Source organism: Aurantimicrobium minutum, assembly GCF_002355535.1.
Lineage (GTDB): Bacteria > Actinomycetota > Actinomycetes > Actinomycetales > Microbacteriaceae > Aurantimicrobium > Aurantimicrobium minutum.
The window spans coordinates 321,954-339,375 of sequence record NZ_AP017457.1; the positions used below are offsets into that span (position 1 = coordinate 321,954).

The following is a 17,422-nucleotide window of genomic DNA, read 5'->3' on the forward strand; positions in this document are numbered from 1 at the left end:
AAGGAACCATTTCTCGTGTCAAAGCCTGTTGTCCTCATTGCCGAAGAACTTTCTCCTGCAACAATCGAAGCCCTCGGCCCTGACTTTGACGTCCGTGTTGTTGACGGAACGGACCGTCCAGCACTCTTAGAAGCTGTTCACTCTGCCAATGCAATTCTGGTTCGCTCGGCTACCCAGGTTGATGCCGAAGTCCTTGCTGCGGCCCCTAACCTCAAGGTGATTGCTCGAGCAGGCGTGGGTCTCGACAACGTTGACATCAAGGGAGCTACGGCGGCTGGTGTCATGGTGGTTAACGCTCCCACATCGAACATCATTTCTGCTGCAGAGTTGACCTGCGGACACATTCTCAGCTTGGCTCGTCACATTCCGGCTGCGCACGCAGCTTTGGCTGAAGGTAAGTGGAAGCGCAGCGCCTACACAGGAACCGAACTCTACGAAAAGACCATTGGAATCATTGGTCTGGGGCGTATTGGTGCGCTCATTGCAGCTCGTATGCAGTCCTTTGGCACCAAGGTTGTTGCCTATGACCCCTACGTCACCTCTGCTCGTGCACAGCAACTCGGTGTTCAACTGCTCTCGTTAGATGAGCTGATTGAAACTGCTGACTTCATCACTATCCACATGCCGAAAACTCCTGAAACCACAGGCATGATTGGCAAGGCACAGCTCGCTGCCATGAAACCCACTGCCTATGTCATTAACGTGGCCCGTGGTGGACTCATTGACGAGGATGCCCTCTATGAAGCACTCACCAACAACGTGATTGCTGGTGCTGGTTTGGACGTCTTCGTTTCTGAACCACCAACTGGTTCACCACTTTTGGGTTTGCCCAACGTCATCACGACTCCACACTTGGGTGCTTCAACGGATGAAGCTCAAGAAAAAGCCGGAATTTCTGTTGCTAAGTCTGTTCGCTTAGCACTCAGCGGCGAGCTTGTCCCAGACGCCGTCAACGTTGCCGGGGGAGTCATCGACCCGTATGTTCGCCCTGCGATTCCTTTGGTGGAGAAGCTTGGTCAAGTCTTCTCTGGTTTAGCTCACACCAGCCCGCTGACTTCTGTCGATATAGAGGTACGTGGTGAAATCACACAGTTTGATACCTCGGTTCTCAAGCTTGCTGCCCTCAAGGGTATTTTCACCAACGTGGTCAGCGAAAGTGTTTCTTATGTGAATGCACCATTGCTTGCTGAACAGCGCGGCATCGAAGTTCGCGAATTACGTGAAGAAGAATCTCCCGAATACCGCACTATGCTGACCATTCGTGGAGCACTCAGTGACGGAACCCAAGTTTCTGTCTCTGGAACTCTTGCTGGTATCAAGCAGGTTGAGAAAGTTGTTGAAATTAATGGCTACGAGGTTGATGTCCCCATCGATGATCACCTCATCGTGATGCAATACATCGACCGTCCCGGAATCGTTGCCGTTTATGGCAAAGAATTCGGCGACGCCAAGATCAACATCGCAGGTATGCAGATTGCCCGCCAGAACCTAGGCGGAAAAGCACTCTCCGTACTCACCGTTGATTCACCTGTTCCAGCTTCATTGCTCGAAAAGGTTCGCGTTGCTATCGATGCAGATGTCATGCTCGAAGTAGACATCACCGACTAATTATCATTTCTGCTCAAGGAAGTCTTATGTCACGCACACTCAAGCTCGCAGTTATTCCCGGGGACGGCATCGGCCCAGAAGTTATTGCCGAAGCCGTCAAAGTGCTGGATGTCGTTGCACCACAGGCTGACCTTGTGGTTGAAAAGACCCAATTCTCGTTGGGCGCTGATCGTTACCTCGAAACCGGTGATGTTCTGAGCGAAGACGATCTGGCTGCCATTTCACAGCACGAAGCTATTTTGCTCGGAGCTGTCGGAGGTAAGCCTGGAGATCCCCGCATTCCTGCCGGGATCATTGAACGTGGTCTGTTGCTCAAACTTCGCTTTAGCCTTGACCACTACGTGAACCTGCGTCCCACAACGATTTTCCCCGGAGTGACCAGCCCACTGGCGAATCCTGGAGTAGTTGACTTTGTTGTAGTTCGCGAAGGCACCGAAGGTCCCTATGTGGGCAACGGTGGGGCTTTGCGTCAGGGCACCGAATTCGAAATTGCCAACGAACTATCGGTCAACACTGCCCACGGTGTTGAGCGCGTTGTGCGCTATGCGTTTGAGTTGGCCGCGCAGCGTGAGCGTAAAAAGCTCACCCTGGTACACAAGACAAATGTCTTGGTAAACGCCGGATCATTATGGAGCCGCATCGTCAACTCTGTGGCTACCGAATACCCTCAGGTTCAAGTGGACTACCTGCACATCGATGCTGCCACGATCTTCTTTGTCACAGATCCTGCACGTTTCGACGTCATTGTCACTGACAATCTGTTCGGAGATATTCTCACCGATCTGGCAGCTGCAATTAGTGGTGGAATCGGTCTGGCCGCCAGTGGAAACATCAACCCCACCAACGCGTTCCCCAGCATGTTTGAACCAGTACACGGCTCAGCTCCCGACATTGCTGGTCAGCAAAAAGCTGATCCCACAGCTGCAATTCTCTCTGTTGCTCTCATGCTTGATCACTTTGGATACTCCGAGGCAGCTGCCCGCATCAATGATGCGGTGGCAGCTGACCTCTCAGAACGTGGGACTACCATTCGTCAAACCAGCGACATCGGCGACGCAATTGTTGCCCGACTGTCTTCGAAAGATAAGGGAAGATCATGAGCACTGAAACGTCGTCGTTTCCGCTGAACTTCGCACTCACGCCCTCAACGTCGGCACGTGCTGAGGCTGCGCGTGAGGAAATTCTTGCTGACCCCGGTTTTGGTAAGCACTTCACAGACCACATGGTTTCCATTGACTGGACCATTGAACAGGGGTGGCACAACGCGCATGTCCAGCCCTATGGCCCACTCACTCTCGACCCTGCAGCATCGGTGTTGCACTACGGCCAAGAAATCTTTGAAGGGCTCAAGGCCTACCGTCACGCCGATGACTCCATTTGGACTTTCCGTCCCGAAGCGAACGCTCTGCGTCTGCAACGGTCAGCGCGCCGGATGGCGCTACCAGAACTCTCAGTTGCCGATTTCATTGAATCCATCAAGCAGCTCATAGCTGTTGATGGCACGTGGGTGCCCTCTGCGCCTGAGACCAGCCTCTATCTTCGTCCGTTCATGATTGCCAACGAAACCTTCCTCGGTGTTCGTGCTGCGCACAAGGTTGGCTACTACCTCATTGCTTCTCCTGCAGGTGCATACTTTGCTCAAGGTGTTGCTCCGGTGAAGATTTGGCTCACCACTGTATATTCCCGCGCGGGTAAGGGTGGAACCGGTGCAGCAAAGTGTGGTGGAAACTACGCCTCATCGCTGCTTGCTCAGGTTGAGGCTTATGAAAACGGATGCGCACAGGTGCTATTCCTTGATTCAGAAACCCACACCAACGTGGAAGAACTCGGTGGCATGAACGTCTTCTTCGTTCACAAGGACGGCAAGATTGTGACCCCCAAGCTCACCGGAACCATTCTCGAAGGAATCACCCGTGAAAGTGTCATTACTTTGGCGCGCGATCGTGGCCTCGAGGTTGAAGAACGTACCGTTCCTATCTCCGAATGGAAGGAAGGCGTTGCCTCCGGTCAGATTACGGAAGTGTTTGCTTGCGGCACTGCAGCAGTGATCACTCCTATCGGTCAACTCATTGGTGCCAATGGTCTTGCTGTGGGAAACCCGGATGCTCCAGCAGGGGAGCTCACCATGAGCTTGCGCAAGGAACTGACGGACATTCAATATGGCCGCCTTCCTGACCGTCACGGATGGATGACCAGGCTCGACGCATGACAACCAATTACCCCTTCTCCACGGCCACCGGAAGTGATGTCCGTGTTCGCTTTTGCCCCTCGCCGACCGGAACTCCTCACGTGGGGCTCGTTCGTACTGCTTTGTTCAACTGGGCTTATGCGCGTCATACCGGCGGAAAGTTTATTTTCCGCATCGAAGACACTGATGCTGCCCGTGACTCAGAGGAAAGCTATGAGCAAATCATTGACGCGCTCACCTGGTTGAACTTGGACTGGGACGAAGGTATCAACGTGGGCGGACCTCACGGCCCCTACCGCCAATCCCAGCGCTCAGAAATCTACAAAGAAGTCATTGAGAAGCTCAAGGCAACCGGCCGTGTTTATGAAAGCTTCTCAACTCCCGAAGAGATCGAAGCGCGCAATATTTCCGCTGGTAAAGATCCCAAGGTTGGCTATGACAACTTTGATCGCAACCTCACTGACGAACAAAAAGCTGCTTACCGCGCAGAAGGTCGCCTGCCTGCACTGCGTGTTCGCGTGCCAGACGAAGACATCACTTTTGATGACCTGGTGCGTGGAGAAATCACCTTCCCAGCTGGGTCTTTCCCTGACTTTGTCGTAGTTCGTCCCAACGGTGATCCGCTGTATACCCTCGTGAACCCTGTGGATGATGCAATCATGCAGGTCACACACGTTCTGCGTGGCGAAGATCTACTCTCCTCAACTCCTAGGCAGATTGCTTTGTATCACGCACTTATTGATGCGGGATTTACAACGCATATTCCCCGTTTTGGTCACCTCCCTTACGTCATGGGGGAGGGAAACAAGAAACTTTCCAAGCGTGATCCGGAAGCAAACTTGTTCCACCACCGTGACCGCGGATTTATTCCAGAAGGCTTGATCAACTACCTTGCATTGCTGGGATGGTCACTATCCCACGATAGGGATGTGTTCACCATCCAAGAGATGTTGAAAGCATTTGATGTGGTGAACGTGAACCCCAACCCAGCGCGTTTTGATCAGAAAAAGGCGGACGCCATCAATGGCGACCACATTCGACTGCTTTCCCTGGAGGACTTCACCGCTCGCATGGTTCCCTATCTTCAAGCGGGGAACGTTTTGAGTAATAACCCCACAGAAGAACAGCTGAAGATTCTTGCTCTGGCTGCCCCCTTAGTCCAAACACGAATGAACGTATTGAGTGAAGCGCCCGATTTGCTTGAGTTCTTATTCACACCCGCATCGCAGATTAACTATGCGGAAGATGCACTCAAGGGTCTTCCAGAGAATGCCGGTGAAATTGTCGCTGCATCGGTGAATGTTCTTGAGCTTATTCCTGAGTCAGAGTTCACTCATGACAAGATTCAGGCAGCTCTCAACGAAGCGCTCATCGAAGGTTTGGAACTCAAACCACGTAATGCTTTTGGTCCTTTGCGAACAGCTATTTCGGGACGCCGCATTTCTCCACCGCTGTTTGAATCAATGGAGATTTTGGGCAAGAAAGACACGATTGAACGTCTAGTTCGTTTCAACGAACGCTAGCCTTGCTGAGTTTGTTTAGCGTGGCCCTCGTGGGTTAGGCTAGGGAGTCGGTTCAGGGCTTAGCCCAGACCCGGTGGGGTATGGTGTAATTGGCAACACGGAGGTTTCTGGTACCTTTGTTCTTGGTTCGAGTCCAGGTACCCCAGCAAGTAAGACCCTCGCTTCAGCGGGGGTTTTTCTCGTTAATTCATGCCAGCATTTGAGGGGTTTTTACCTCAAATACGCACTCGATCGAGCTCAATTTACTGGTTAGAAGGCGTGTTTTGGTCGACATGTATCGGTGACACCTATCGTGGAAAAGCACACCCGCTTTTGAATCGAGGAAACACATGTCTGAAAAAGTAGACGTCGAAGAACACAGCATGACTGCACGTGTTCTCGCTGAAATCTGGGGAACATTTGTTCTCGTATTGGGCCTTATTGGTGCCGCTATTTTTGCTGCAGGATTCCATGAAGACACCAACGGGGTTGGCATTCTTGGTGTTGCCTTAGCCGTCGGTATTGCGGTTTTGGCTGCTGCCTATTCAGTTGGCCGCATCTCTGGGGCGCACTTCAACCCTGCTGTGAGCGTTGGTTTGGCTTTCGCTAAGCGCATGCCGTGGAAAGACGTTCCTGCCTATGTCCTGGCTCAGGTAGTTGGTGGCCTGTTGGCAACCACGCTGATCTACCTCATCGCTACCGATGGCCCTCTGGGATTCCTCTTGATGTCGACTGAAGCCGGTTTTGCCTCCAACGGTTATGGTGAAGGTTCACCTGGTGGATTTGGTCTCACTGCAGTCATCCTTGCTGAAGTTTTCTTCACTGCACTGCTTGTCTGGGTTGTTTTAGGAACCACTCACAAGCTTGCCGTCGTGGGATTTGCCCCCTTGGCAATTGGTCTCACCCTGACACTCATCCACATTGTGACAATTCCCATCAGCAACACCTCGGTCAACCCAGCGCGTTCGCTGGCAACCGCTGTCTACGGTGGCGCATTCCCCATGTCTCAGTTGTGGGTATTCATCGTGGCTCCTCTTGCTGGTGCAGCGCTGGCTGGTCTGACCTACCGGGTTATGCTCAACCGCAAAGGTGACTAATTAGCTCAAACAGAGATGCCCATTCCGATTCCGGGGTGGGCATCTCTGTTTAAGCGACATAATCAAAAGGTGAAACTTGGCCAAGGCCACATTGTTGTGGCAATAAACCCGACATCATCATTTGGTGCACACGCTGACGCTGGAGCTGCGACGGTTGATGCTCTTCTCAACGCGGGTTATGAGGTTACTGAGCTTCGAGCTGAAGATTTTCACTTGCTCACCGGTAAGGTCAATCGAGCTTTGGCCTTGACCCCAGATGCACTGATTGTGGTCGGTGGAGATGGCATGGTGTCACTCGCGGTCAATGCTGTTGCACAAACATCTATTCCTTTTGGGGTGGTTCCTGCGGGCACCGGAAACGACTTAGCGCGAGGTGTTGGTCTGCCTGTTGGAGATATTCCCTCTGCGACAAACAGGCTTGTGGAAGCTCTGACGCGTGAACCGCAACGATTAGATCTGGGGCGGGTCACTTCTAGCGATGGAACACAGGTTCGCTGGTTTGCCAGCATACTTTCTGCCGGCTTTGATGCAGTGGTGAATGAACGGGCCAACACCATGAAACGACCCCAAGGCAAGAGTCGTTACATCATCGCGCTCCTGCGTGAGTTGTTCTCTTTCAGGCCAGTGGATTACAGCATCACTATTGATGGTGTTTCATCTACTCAGAAAGCCATGCTTATTTCTGTGGCAAACAACACAAGCATGGGTGGCGGGATGAGGGTGACACCGCAGGCAAGCATGCAGGATGGCCTACTGGATGTTTTTGTTTTGAAACCGCTGTCGAAATTGCGGTTCCTGAGACTGTTTCCTCGCGTTTTTGCCGGAACACACATCACAGAACCTGAGGTCAGTATCCAACAGGGCACACACGTAAGAATTGATGCAGAAGGTATCGTCGCTTATGCCGATGGGGAGCGCCTGTGGGCATTGCCTGTTGAGGTTGACGTTGTGCCTTCAGCAGTGCGAATTCTGCTCTAATTCAGCCATCGGATTATGTAGCAAACGGCCATATGTGGCATTATTGACAGGTCGCAACGGCCCCATCGTATAGCGGCCTAGTACGCCGCCCTCTCACGGCGGTAACGCGGGTTCGAATCCCGCTGGGGTCACAATTGCAAAACCCTCACCTTCGGGTGGGGGTTTTGTTTTTCTGTGAGGTACTTCTCAATCCGAAAGCACCTGTAGCCTTGTAGCACTATGGATGGTGCTCTCCCCGCGTGGTTTGAAATTGGTTCGCTCATTGTCTTAACGGCAATTTTGATTGCAGACCTGCTTATTATTTTCAAGAGGCCCCACGTTCCCTCCATGCGCGAAGCCTCATTATGGGTGGGCTTCTATGCTCTGCTTGCCGTGTTGTTTGGTTTGGCCATTCTCGCGATCGGGGATGCTGAACATGCAGGCCAGTTTTATGCTGGTTGGCTGACCGAATACAGCCTGAGCATCGACAACCTCTTTGTCTTCGTTATCATCATGAGTCGATTTGCTGTACCGAAGAAGTATCAGCAGGAAGTGCTCATGGTGGGAATCATCATGGCGCTGGTTTTGCGCGCCATCTTCATCGTTTTGGGCGCTGCCCTCATCGAGAACTTCTCCTGGATTTTCTACATCTTCGGTGCGTTCTTGTTGTACACCGCATGGCACCAAGCTTTCCGTTCGCATGAAGATGAGGAAGAAACCGAGAGCAAACTTATTGCGTTCCTTCGCAAGCGCATCACGATGTCCCCAGAGTATGACGGCGCAAAGATTCGTACCGTCCACAACGGCAAAAAGATGTTTACCCCCATGATTGTGGTGTTTATCACCATCGCCATCACGGATGTCATTTTTGCCTTCGACTCCATTCCTGCGATTTTTGGTATCACAACCAGCCCATTCCTTGTCTTTGCAGCCAATGTGTTCGCATTGATGGGTCTGCGTCAGCTCTACTTCTTGCTCGGTGGCCTCCTCGACAAGCTGGAATACCTCAAATATGGAATCGCGTTCATTCTGGGATTCATCGGCGTCAAGCTGGTGCTTCACGCTATGCACGTCAATGAATTGCCCTTTATCAACGGGGGAGAACCCATCGCTTGGGCGCCAGAAATCAGCACGGTCACCTCACTTCTGGTCATCGTTTCAGCAATGGCTGTTGCCACGATTGCCAGCGTGATCAAGATGCGCAGGGTTGAAGCAGCCGAGAACAAGGTAACCACCGGTTCGAAGTAGAATTACAAGGTGAACAAACCTAGAACTCTCGCGGAAAAAGTGTGGGACGACCACTTGGTCGTAAAGGGTGAAGACGGCACCCCTGATTTGATTTATATCGACCTCCACCTGCTGCACGAAGTTACTAGCCCTCAAGCCTTTGACGGTCTGCGCCAAGCTGGTCGACCTGTCCGTCGTCTCGATCTCACCATCGCAACTGAGGATCACAACACCCCCACCCTGGATATCGATAAGCCCATTGCTGATGAAACCAGCCGAGTCCAGATTCAAACCCTGCGAAACAATGCCGAAGAATTCGGTGTGCGACTGCACTCACTCGGTGATGTTGAGCAAGGAATCGTTCACGTCGTCGGACCACAACTTGGTTTGACGATGCCAGGCATCACGGTGGTCTGTGGTGACTCACACACCTCCACCCACGGCGCCTTTGGGGCAATGGCTTTCGGTATCGGCACTAGCGAGGTTGAGCACGTTCTCGCTACCCAGACACTGCCACTGAAGCCGTTCAAGACCATGGCCATCAACGTGGAGGGAACCCTCAAGCCAGGCGTCACCGCAAAAGACATCATTTTGGCTGTCATCGCCAAAATTGGTGCTAACGGCGGGCAGGGATACGTTCTTGAATATCGCGGTTCCGCGATTGAAGCACTCTCGATGGAAGCGCGAATGACCATCTGCAACATGTCCATTGAGGCAGGAGCTCGTGCGGGAATGATCGCCCCTGATCAGACCACCTTTGACTACCTTGAAGGTCGTCCTCACGCTCCACAGGGTGCTGACTGGGATGAAGCTGTTGCCTACTGGAAGACGTTGCCCACCGATGAAGGCGCTGTCTTTGATGCCCAGGTCACTCTCAACGCGGATGAACTCGAACCATTTGTTACCTGGGGCACTAACCCCGGTCAGGGCGCATCGCTCAGCGGCGTTGTTCCCTCGCCAGATGATTTCTCAGATCCCAACGAGCGTATTGCTGCACAGCGTGCACTGGAATACATGGACCTCACCCCGGGCACAAAGCTCAAAGACATTCCTGTTGATGCAGTCTTTATGGGGTCATGTACTAACGGTCGCATTGAAGACCTTCGCGCCTTTGCTTCGGTAATTAAGGGCAAGAAGAAAGCTGATGGCGTTCGAGTAATGGTTGTGCCTGGTTCTGCTCGAGTTCGCTTAGAAGCAGAAGCTGAAGGCCTCGACAAAATCATTACCGACTTTGGTGCAGAGTGGCGCTTCGCTGGTTGCTCAATGTGTTTGGGTATGAACCCGGATCAACTCGCGGTTGGGGAGCGCTGTGCCTCGACCTCGAACCGTAACTTTGAAGGCCGCCAAGGTAAGGGTGGTCGTACCCACCTCGTATCACCATTGGTTGCTGCTGCCACCGCAATTCGTGGCACGCTCTCAAGCCCCTCAGACGTGGAAGGCTAACCATGGAAAAATTTACTTCTGTGACCGGTGTTGGTGTTCCACTTCGTCGAAGTGCAGTGGATACCGACCAAATCATCCCTGCCGTCTACCTCAAGCGCGTAACCAAGACCGGCTTCGATGACGCACTCTTTGCAAACTGGCGTCAGGATCCAGACTTCATTTTGAATCAACCGGCGTATCAAGGAGCGAAAGTTCTCGTTGCGGGTCCAGACTTTGGCACCGGCTCTTCGCGCGAACATGCTGTGTGGGCGCTTCGTGATTACGGTTTCGACGCTGTGTTGGCACCCAAGTTTGCTGATATTTTCCGAGGAAACTCTGGGAAGCAGGGTTTGTTGACTGGCGTGATTTCTGAGGCGGACTGCGAAAAACTCTGGGCAGCTTTGGAAGCGCAGCCGGGTATTGCCATGACTGTTGACCTAGTTGAGAAGAAAGCCACCCTTGGTGATCTAATTGTGTCATTCGAGGTCGATGACTACATTCGTTGGCGTTTGCTCGAAGGCTTAGACGACATCGCGCTAACCTTGCGTAACGAACAAGCCATCAATGATTTTGAAGCGCGCCGTGAATCCTGGCGCCCTAAGACCCTTCCAGCGAGGCATGCATGAACACTGTTGCAAATGATGCGCGAGCCGCAGGCGCGCGCGTAGGCCTCTCTGGGGACACCATCACGATTAATGGTGGATCTCCTCTCACCGGTCGTATTGAAGTCAAGGGCGCAAAGAACCTAGTGACTAAGGCCATGGTTGCTGCACTGTTGGGGGAGAGCCCAAGCGAGCTGCGCGATGTGCCTGACATCAGTGATGTGCGCGTAGTCAAGGGACTGCTTGAAGTTCACGGCGTCAAAGTTGAGCACAACGTTTCTGAAGGTATTCTTCTTCTCGATCCTGCAGGTGTTGAATCTGCACACATGACAGATATTGATGCGCACGCTGGCTCTAGCCGTATCCCAATCTTGTTCTGCGGTCCATTACTGCACCGTCTTGGCGAAGCATTCATCCCAGATTTGGGTGGTTGCCGTATCGGGGACCGTCCCATCGATTACCACCTGGAAGTCCTCGGAAGTTTCGGTGCAGTCATCGAGAAATTGCCAACTGGTATCCGTATGACTGCGCCAGATGGTCTCACTGGCACCAAGATTTCTTTGCCCTACCCCAGCGTTGGAGCCACCGAGCAAGTTCTGCTCACAGCTGTTCGAGCTAAGGGCAAAACTGAACTTTCTGGCGCAGCCATTGAGCCAGAAATCATGGACCTCATCAACATCTTGCAAAAGATGGGCGCCATCATCTCTGTTGACACCGACCGTGTCATCCGTATTGAGGGTGTGGACAAGCTTCAGGGGTATACCCACCGAGCATTGTTTGACCGCAACGAAGCAGCGAGCTGGGCTTCAGCAGCCCTAGCCACCGGCGGAGATGTTTTCGTTGGCGGAGCTCAGCAGGCAGAAATGTTGACCTTCCTCAACATTTTCCGCAAGGTTGGTGGTGCGTTTGAAATCCACGATGACGGTATTCGTTTCTACCACCCCGGTGGAGAACTCAAGCCCGTCGTTGTCGAAACTGACGTTCACCCCGGATTTATGACGGACTGGCAGCAACCGCTGGTAGTGGCACTGACAAAGGCTAACGGTGTCTCTATCGTGCACGAGACGGTCTACGAACAGCGCTTTGGTTTTGTTGACGCTTTGGTCAAGATGGGCGCCAACATACAGTTGCACAGCGAATGTTTGGGCGGGCACCCGTGCCGCTTTGGTCAACGGAACTTCCTCCACTCGGCAGTAATTTCTGGACCTACCGAGCTCCACGGTGCAGATATCGAAGTTCCCGACCTGCGCGGTGGCTTCAGCCACCTCATTGCTGCTCTCACTGCACAGGGGACTTCTCGCGTGAGCAATGTGGGAATCATCAGCCGTGGATATGGTGACTTCATCACCAAGCTGCGCCAACTCGGTGCCGACTTCGTTATCGAGGGCGAGTAACCGCTCGTGAGTGAACGCAGCAAGCCATCCATTTTTTGGCTTTTTGCCCTCTTTGCCCTTCCAATCATGGGCTTGATGGTCAAATTTCGGCTTCATGACCGCGAAAAAATGCCTCAAACCGGTGCAGCAATCATTACGCCCAATCACTACTCCAACATTGATCCGGTAGTTATTGGCACAGCGACCTGGTATCTCGGACGCTTGCCACGATTTATGGCTAAAGCAAGCATTTTGAAAATTCCGGTACTGGGTTGGATTTTGTTGAAGTCTGGCCAGATTCCTGTTGAACGCGGTGGTTCTACCCGCAGTTCTGCTGCACTTAACGCGGCGAAAGAACTTGTTGCTAAAGAACGCACCGTCATCGTGTACCCAGAAGGCTCTCTCACCCGAGATCCCGACATGTGGCCTATGCGAGGAAAAAGCGGCGCTGTCCGCCTAGCTCTGGAACTTGATATTCCGATCATTCCAGTAGCGCACTGGGGTACCCAACAACTCATGGCGCGCTACTCCAACAAATTGAATGTGTTTCCTCGTCACACCATTGACGTCAAGGTAGGTGACCCCGTCGACCTGAGCGAATTCGTGGGCAAACCTTTGGATAACAAAACTCTCACTGCCGCAACAAACAAGGTGATGGACGCCATCACAGCTTTACTGGAAGACTTGCGTGGTGAGAGCGCACCAGAGGTTCGCTGGAACCCAGCAGAACACAACCAGAGTGAGACGGGGCGGTTTTGAGTAAGAAACCTGTATTTCCTCCCGCACGTAAGGTTGCCGTTCTCGGCGCCGGCAGTTGGGGAACCACGTTTGCCAAGATCCTTGCTGATAGCGGCAATGATGTGATGCTGTGGGCACGCCGCGAGGACCTTGCTGCTGATATCAATGAAACTCATCGCAACAGTGATTATTTGCGTGGTATTCGCCTTCCTGCCAACCTGGTTGCCACCAGTTCCATGGCAGAAGCAGTTAAGCAAGCAGAGCAGGTTTATCTTTGTGTGCCAAGTCAGACACTGCGTGAAAACCTTGTGCAACTGGCACCCCTCCTTCGTGAAGACCAGATTGTAATCTCCCTCATGAAAGGCGTGGAGAAGAAAACTGGCCTACGCATGAGCGAGGTGATCGCTGAAGAGTTGCCCATCAGTCCAGATCTGGTCGCGGTGGCATCAGGACCCAACCTGGCACTTGAAATTGCGAAAGAGCAACCCACAGCTGCTGTTATTTCCAGTGAGTCGCTCGACACGGCAAGCGTGGTTGCACAAACAGTCTCTAACCGTTACTTCCGTTGTTTCGTGAACACAGATGTTCCTGGAACCGAATTTGGTGGGGTTCTCAAAAACCTCATTGCCGTTGCGGTGGGCATCGTTGATGGTGTCGGGTATGGAGATAACACCAAAGCTTCAATCATCACCCGTGGTTTGGCTGAGATGACTGACTTTGCTGTTGCTTATGGGGCTCAACCCGAAACCCTGGCAGGTCTTGCCGGCCTGGGTGACCTTATCGCCACCTGCGAATCCCCGTTGTCACGAAACAACACTGCAGGACGCCTTCTCGGTCAGGGATACACCCTCAAAGAGGTTACAAACCAAATGCAGCAAACGGCAGAAGGCCTTGCTTCGGTTGCACCCGTGCTGACTCTGGCACGTGCGCGTGAAGTCGACATGCCTATCGTCGAGCAGGTCAGTCAGGTTTTGGCCGGTACGCTCGACCCCAAGGACATTGCGCCTCACCTCACTACTGATACGGATGAGCCTCAGGGCGAAAGGAGCCTCGATGACTACCAAACTCGTGGTGGCGGTGTTGTTTGGGGGGCGCTCAAGCGAGCATTCAATCAGTTGCGCGACAGCCCGGGGAGTTCTTCAAGCGATTGACCGTGATCGTTACGACGTGCTGCCAATCGGGATTACCCGTGACGGAGCTTTCACCCTAGCCAGCGCGAACCCCGACGATTATGTCCTCATTCCGGGCCAGCTTCCTGAAGTTGAAGATAATGGCACGCGCATTATCTGGCCAGATTCTGCTCATTCAAACGAATTATGGCTCTCCGGGGATGGACCAGACCGTTCCCTCGGCAATGTAGATGTCGTATTCCCAATTTTGCATGGACCCTACGGTGAAGACGGAACCATCCAGGGCATGCTCGAGCTGTATAGCCTTCCTTATGTGGGTTCAGGGGTTTTAGCTTCGAGCTTGGGCATGGATAAGCACTTTACCAAGACTGTCCTGCAAGCTGCTGGTATCGAGGTTGCTCCCTGGCGAACCATCAAGCGTTATGACTGGCATAAGCGTCCTCAAGCTATTCGCGCCATGGCGGAACAAATGTCTCTTCCTGTTTTCGTCAAACCTGCCCGAGCTGGCTCGAGCGTGGGAGTGGGAAAAGTCTCCAACTGGAATGAGTTTGCTCAGGCCATGGATGAGGCATTCCTGGAAGACGATCACGTTCTGATTGAAGCTGGAATTGTTGGCCGCGAGGTCGAGTGCGCAGTTCTCCAAGGAATGCCAGGTGAGCCAACGCGTGCTTCGGTTGCTGGAGAAATTGTTGTCTCAGGTCGCGATTTTTATGACTTTGAAGCTAAATATCTTGGCGCTGAAGGAATTGATTTAGTCTGCCCCGCGCAGCTGAGCACAGACGAGCTTGCTGAGCTCCAGCGTCTGAGCATCCGTGCCTTCGAAGCAATCGGTGGAGCAGGTTTGGCGCGAGTGGACTTCTTCCTCACCGAGACCGGTTTCGTTCTGAATGAAATCAACACGATGCCCGGATTTACGCCCATCTCGATGTTCCCCAGGTGCTGGCAGGAAACCGGGCTGAGTTATTCAGATTTGATTGACGAACTTATTCGAGTGGCTCTCGCGCATCACGCGGAAGACTAGTCAACATGGACTTCCGTCCAATTGCTGCCGAAGACATTCCTCAGCTACTTGAGGCAACCGTTGATAACGTCAACTGGGGCGGCACAGATCGACTGACAGTCAAGGACGTGCTCGATAATTCTCGCTTGTCGCAATATGCCACAGGTTTTCGTATAGATCGGGACTGGGGTTTTGCAGCTGTTGAAGAAGGAAAAGTAATCGGCCTGGGGTGGGTCCAATTTTTTCAAGAAGAATCCCCTGGATATGGATTCGTTAGTTCAGATATTCCTGAACTCAGTATCAACATTGATAAGGATTTTCGAAGACAGGGTTTTGGCACCCAACTGCTTGAGGTCATCGTAAATCACGCGCGAAAAAAGGGTTGTACATCAATCAGTTTGAGTGTTGAAGATGGAAACCCAGCCATCAAGCTGTATGAAAAGTTCGGGTTCCGACCTGTCAGTCGCGAGGGCAATTCCCAAACAATGATCTTGTCAATTTAGTTCTTAAACACATCCGTGATGTCAATGCATTGAGAAGTTTTTGGAAGCACACTCACTGCAGGCCCTAGGTCTACAAGTGTTGTCGTTCCGCTGACAGCCTCAGAGTCAATCACAACCTCTACTGCGGGTGTGCGGCCATAAGTTGTGTAGCGGTACAACGGTGCTTGGCTGTCGTCTTCAATCCAGTCCACGTCATTGATGGATACACAGGGCAGTGTTGTGGGGCCGGGAACTTCCACGCCACAGGTGAGTAGAACTGCTGCGGGGGTGCCCCACGCACCTGTAGCTTGCGCATTGGTTTCACGCTTAGCTAAATCAGAGACAGTGTCGGGCAAACGTACGGTCACGTTGGCGCATTCAGGATTGTTGGAATCCTCGGCAGGTTTCATAGGGACTACTCCGGCGCAGCCGGATAATCCCAGCCCAAGAACGGCGGTAACTGTGACAAACCCAAGGAGTCGAATGCGAATATTCATCCTCTTCAGGCTACCGTGAGAGGGTGAGTGATTTTCCTGAGAATGCGACCCTGGGCCAAATGCCCGAGTCGGCAATTTTGGCGCGTATTTTCCCCAAGCTCCCTCACTCAGATTTCACCATCGTTGGACCAGGCGACGATTGCGCTGTCATGCGCGCCCCTGATTCTCGGTTTGTGATCACCACCGACATGATGGTTCAGGGCCCTGACTTTCGACTGGAATGGTCCACCCCGCATCAGTTAGGTATCAAAGCTGCAGCAACAAATCTTGCTGATGTGGCAGCGATGGGGGCTGTCCCCACGGGACTCCTTGTTTCCATTGCGGCACCGCCAGAAACGACTGTCTCATTCCTCGAAGCCATAGCCGAGGGATTCCACGACGCGTGCCTCGAGTTAGCTCCAGGGTGCGGGGTAGTTGGAGGTGATCTGTCTGTCTCGACAGTTGTTGTGATTAGTGTGAGTGCTTTTGGCGATTTAGAGGGACGAGAGCCCTTGCTGCGCTCATCAGCACAACCCGGAGATGTTGTTGCGGTGAGCGGTCGTTTAGGCCTTGCTGGGCTCGGCTTAGAAGCGCTATTCGCTGGGACACAGGATATTCATCCGCTTCTGCGATCTGCACAATTAGCCCCCTGGCCACCCATCTCTCAGGGTAAGGCTGCTGCAGTTGCTGGTGCACGCGCGGCCATGGATGTGTCCGATTCGTTAGTGATGGATGCAAGTCGTATTGCTCATGCAAGCAACGTCGTCATCGAACTCGACGAAGCAGTCCTCGATGGCCTCGCTTCTCGCTTAGCTATAGAGGTTGGGGTTGATGCCGCTCATGCCAGACAAGCAATGCTTTTCGGTGGTGAAGATCACGCCTTGCTCGTGACCTTCCCTAGTGATCAGCCATTGCCGCCAGGATTCGATGCTCTCGGCGTTGTTCGAGCCAGAGTAACCGGTGAATCACCACACGTGAGCATGGGCGGGGCAGCTGTTGCAGAAAATGGATGGAACCCCTATCAAAACTGGAATGGTGAACTCTCGTGACGCGAATCATTTCAGGATTTGCCGGTTCACGAGAGTTAAAGGTTCCCAAGACAGGCACGCGTCCCACCAGTGATCGTGTTCGAGAAGCAATCTTTTCTGCTTTGGAATCCAGAGAGCTCATCACACAGGCCCGAGTTTTAGATCTCTATGCCGGTTCAGGAGCACTCGCCCTTGAGGCTCTCAGCCGTGGGGCAAGCCATGTCGTTATGGTGGAGAAAAACCCTCAAGCAGGGGCGTTACTCAAAGCTAATGCCGAACTCATTCGTTCTTCAGGCAAGCTTCCCAGCTCCGCATGCAGTGTTCATCTGGCATCTGTGATGAGCTTTCTTTCGACCTTTACTGGCGAGCCCTTCGACATTGTGTTTATTGACCCACCCTATGAACTCAGCAATGAAGAGATAACGGAAGTATTGAGGCAGCTGATTCCTCTGCTTGCCTCTGAAGCTGATGTTGTTCTGGAGCGCAGTACACGTAGTGGTTTGCCAGAAATACCTCAAGGATTAAGTCTTGATAAAAGCAAGGCCTATGGGGAAACGACTATCCACTGGCTCTACCAGGCATAGTCACTGGC

At 52.8% G+C, this 17,422-nt stretch carries 17 protein-coding genes and 2 tRNA genes; 18 read left to right on the forward strand and 1 reads right to left on the reverse strand.

All coding sequences use genetic code 11. The features are described 5' to 3' along the window. Nucleotides 1-15: 15 nt before the first annotated feature. The 16 genes from serA (at nucleotide 16) to AUMI_RS01665 (ending at nucleotide 15,347) form a co-directional block, all read left to right on the forward strand. Complete coding sequence (serA, locus tag AUMI_RS01590; RefSeq protein WP_096380567.1) at nucleotides 16-1,608, forward strand: phosphoglycerate dehydrogenase; 1,593 nt, start codon at nucleotides 16-18, stop codon at nucleotides 1,606-1,608. A 26-nt stretch (nucleotides 1,609-1,634) separates the two neighbouring features. Next, on the forward strand, nucleotides 1,635-2,708 hold the full coding sequence (locus tag AUMI_RS01595) for a 3-isopropylmalate dehydrogenase (RefSeq protein ID WP_096380569.1): 1,074 nt from the start codon (nucleotides 1,635-1,637) through the stop codon (nucleotides 2,706-2,708). Beyond that, the gene (locus AUMI_RS01600) at nucleotides 2,705-3,817 is read left to right on the forward strand and encodes a branched-chain amino acid aminotransferase (RefSeq protein ID WP_096380572.1); all 1,113 of its coding nucleotides are present in this window, start codon (nucleotides 2,705-2,707) and stop codon (nucleotides 3,815-3,817) included. Before AUMI_RS01595 ends, AUMI_RS01600 begins: the two co-directional genes overlap by 4 nt. Then, on the forward strand, nucleotides 3,814-5,319 hold the full coding sequence (gene gltX, locus AUMI_RS01605) for a glutamate--tRNA ligase (RefSeq protein WP_096380574.1): 1,506 nt from the start codon (nucleotides 3,814-3,816) through the stop codon (nucleotides 5,317-5,319). The genes AUMI_RS01600 and gltX overlap by 4 nt, the downstream gene beginning before the upstream one ends. Nucleotides 5,320-5,393: 74 nt before the next feature. After that, nucleotides 5,394-5,465, forward strand: a tRNA-Gln gene (locus tag AUMI_RS01610). A gap of 183 nt (nucleotides 5,466-5,648) precedes the next feature. After that, a complete protein-coding gene (gene aqpZ, locus AUMI_RS01615; protein ID WP_231951786.1) occupies nucleotides 5,649-6,395 on the forward strand; it encodes an aquaporin Z in 747 nt (248 codons plus the stop codon). A 69-nt stretch (nucleotides 6,396-6,464) separates the two neighbouring features. Beyond that, complete coding sequence (locus AUMI_RS01620) at nucleotides 6,465-7,373, forward strand: diacylglycerol/lipid kinase family protein (RefSeq protein ID WP_231951788.1); 909 nt, start codon at nucleotides 6,465-6,467, stop codon at nucleotides 7,371-7,373. A gap of 58 nt (nucleotides 7,374-7,431) precedes the next feature. Further along, nucleotides 7,432-7,504, forward strand: a tRNA-Glu gene (locus AUMI_RS01625). 88 nt (nucleotides 7,505-7,592) lie between these two features. Then, entirely contained in the window at nucleotides 7,593-8,600 is a 1,008-nt protein-coding gene (locus tag AUMI_RS01630) for a TerC family protein (RefSeq protein WP_096380579.1), read from the forward strand. Between the two features lie 9 nt (nucleotides 8,601-8,609). Continuing rightward, nucleotides 8,610-10,022, forward strand: a complete 1,413-nt coding sequence (gene leuC, locus AUMI_RS01635) for a 3-isopropylmalate dehydratase large subunit (protein WP_096380582.1) — start codon at nucleotides 8,610-8,612, stop codon at nucleotides 10,020-10,022. A gap of 2 nt (nucleotides 10,023-10,024) precedes the next feature. Then, a complete protein-coding gene (gene leuD, locus AUMI_RS01640) occupies nucleotides 10,025-10,627 on the forward strand; it encodes a 3-isopropylmalate dehydratase small subunit (protein WP_096380584.1) in 603 nt (200 codons plus the stop codon). After that, the gene (murA, locus tag AUMI_RS01645; RefSeq protein WP_096380587.1) at nucleotides 10,624-11,997 is read left to right on the forward strand and encodes a UDP-N-acetylglucosamine 1-carboxyvinyltransferase; all 1,374 of its coding nucleotides are present in this window, start codon (nucleotides 10,624-10,626) and stop codon (nucleotides 11,995-11,997) included. Before leuD ends, murA begins: the two co-directional genes overlap by 4 nt. Before the next feature lie 6 nt (nucleotides 11,998-12,003). After that, complete coding sequence (locus AUMI_RS01650) at nucleotides 12,004-12,735, forward strand: lysophospholipid acyltransferase family protein (protein ID WP_231951790.1); 732 nt, start codon at nucleotides 12,004-12,006, stop codon at nucleotides 12,733-12,735. Continuing rightward, nucleotides 12,732-13,865, forward strand: coding sequence for an NAD(P)H-dependent glycerol-3-phosphate dehydrogenase (locus AUMI_RS01655; RefSeq protein WP_096380590.1), 1,134 nt, complete (start codon nucleotides 12,732-12,734; stop codon nucleotides 13,863-13,865). The genes AUMI_RS01650 and AUMI_RS01655 overlap by 4 nt, the downstream gene beginning before the upstream one ends. Continuing rightward, nucleotides 13,768-14,865 carry a D-alanine--D-alanine ligase family protein gene (locus tag AUMI_RS01660; RefSeq protein WP_096380592.1) on the forward strand — a complete coding sequence of 366 codons (1,098 nt, stop codon included), beginning with the start codon at nucleotides 13,768-13,770 and terminating at the stop codon, nucleotides 14,863-14,865. Before AUMI_RS01655 ends, AUMI_RS01660 begins: the two co-directional genes overlap by 98 nt. Nucleotides 14,866-14,870: 5 nt before the next feature. Beyond that, nucleotides 14,871-15,347, forward strand: coding sequence for a GNAT family N-acetyltransferase (locus AUMI_RS01665; protein WP_096380595.1), 477 nt, complete (start codon nucleotides 14,871-14,873; stop codon nucleotides 15,345-15,347). Here the strand turns inward: AUMI_RS01665 and AUMI_RS01670 are convergent. Further along, the gene (locus AUMI_RS01670; RefSeq protein ID WP_231951792.1) at nucleotides 15,344-15,823 is read right to left on the reverse strand and encodes a DUF3515 domain-containing protein; all 480 of its coding nucleotides are present in this window, start codon (nucleotides 15,821-15,823) and stop codon (nucleotides 15,344-15,346) included. The two genes, AUMI_RS01665 and AUMI_RS01670, sit on opposite strands and share 4 nt — an antisense overlap. Before the next feature lie 59 nt (nucleotides 15,824-15,882). Here AUMI_RS01670 and thiL point away from each other — a divergent pair, with 59 nt between their 5' ends. Next, nucleotides 15,883-16,851, forward strand: a complete 969-nt coding sequence (thiL, locus tag AUMI_RS01675) for a thiamine-phosphate kinase (protein ID WP_096380600.1) — start codon at nucleotides 15,883-15,885, stop codon at nucleotides 16,849-16,851. Then, entirely contained in the window at nucleotides 16,848-17,414 is a 567-nt protein-coding gene (rsmD, locus tag AUMI_RS01680; RefSeq protein WP_096380602.1) for a 16S rRNA (guanine(966)-N(2))-methyltransferase RsmD, read from the forward strand. Before thiL ends, rsmD begins: the two co-directional genes overlap by 4 nt. Nucleotides 17,415-17,422 lie beyond the last annotated feature (8 nt).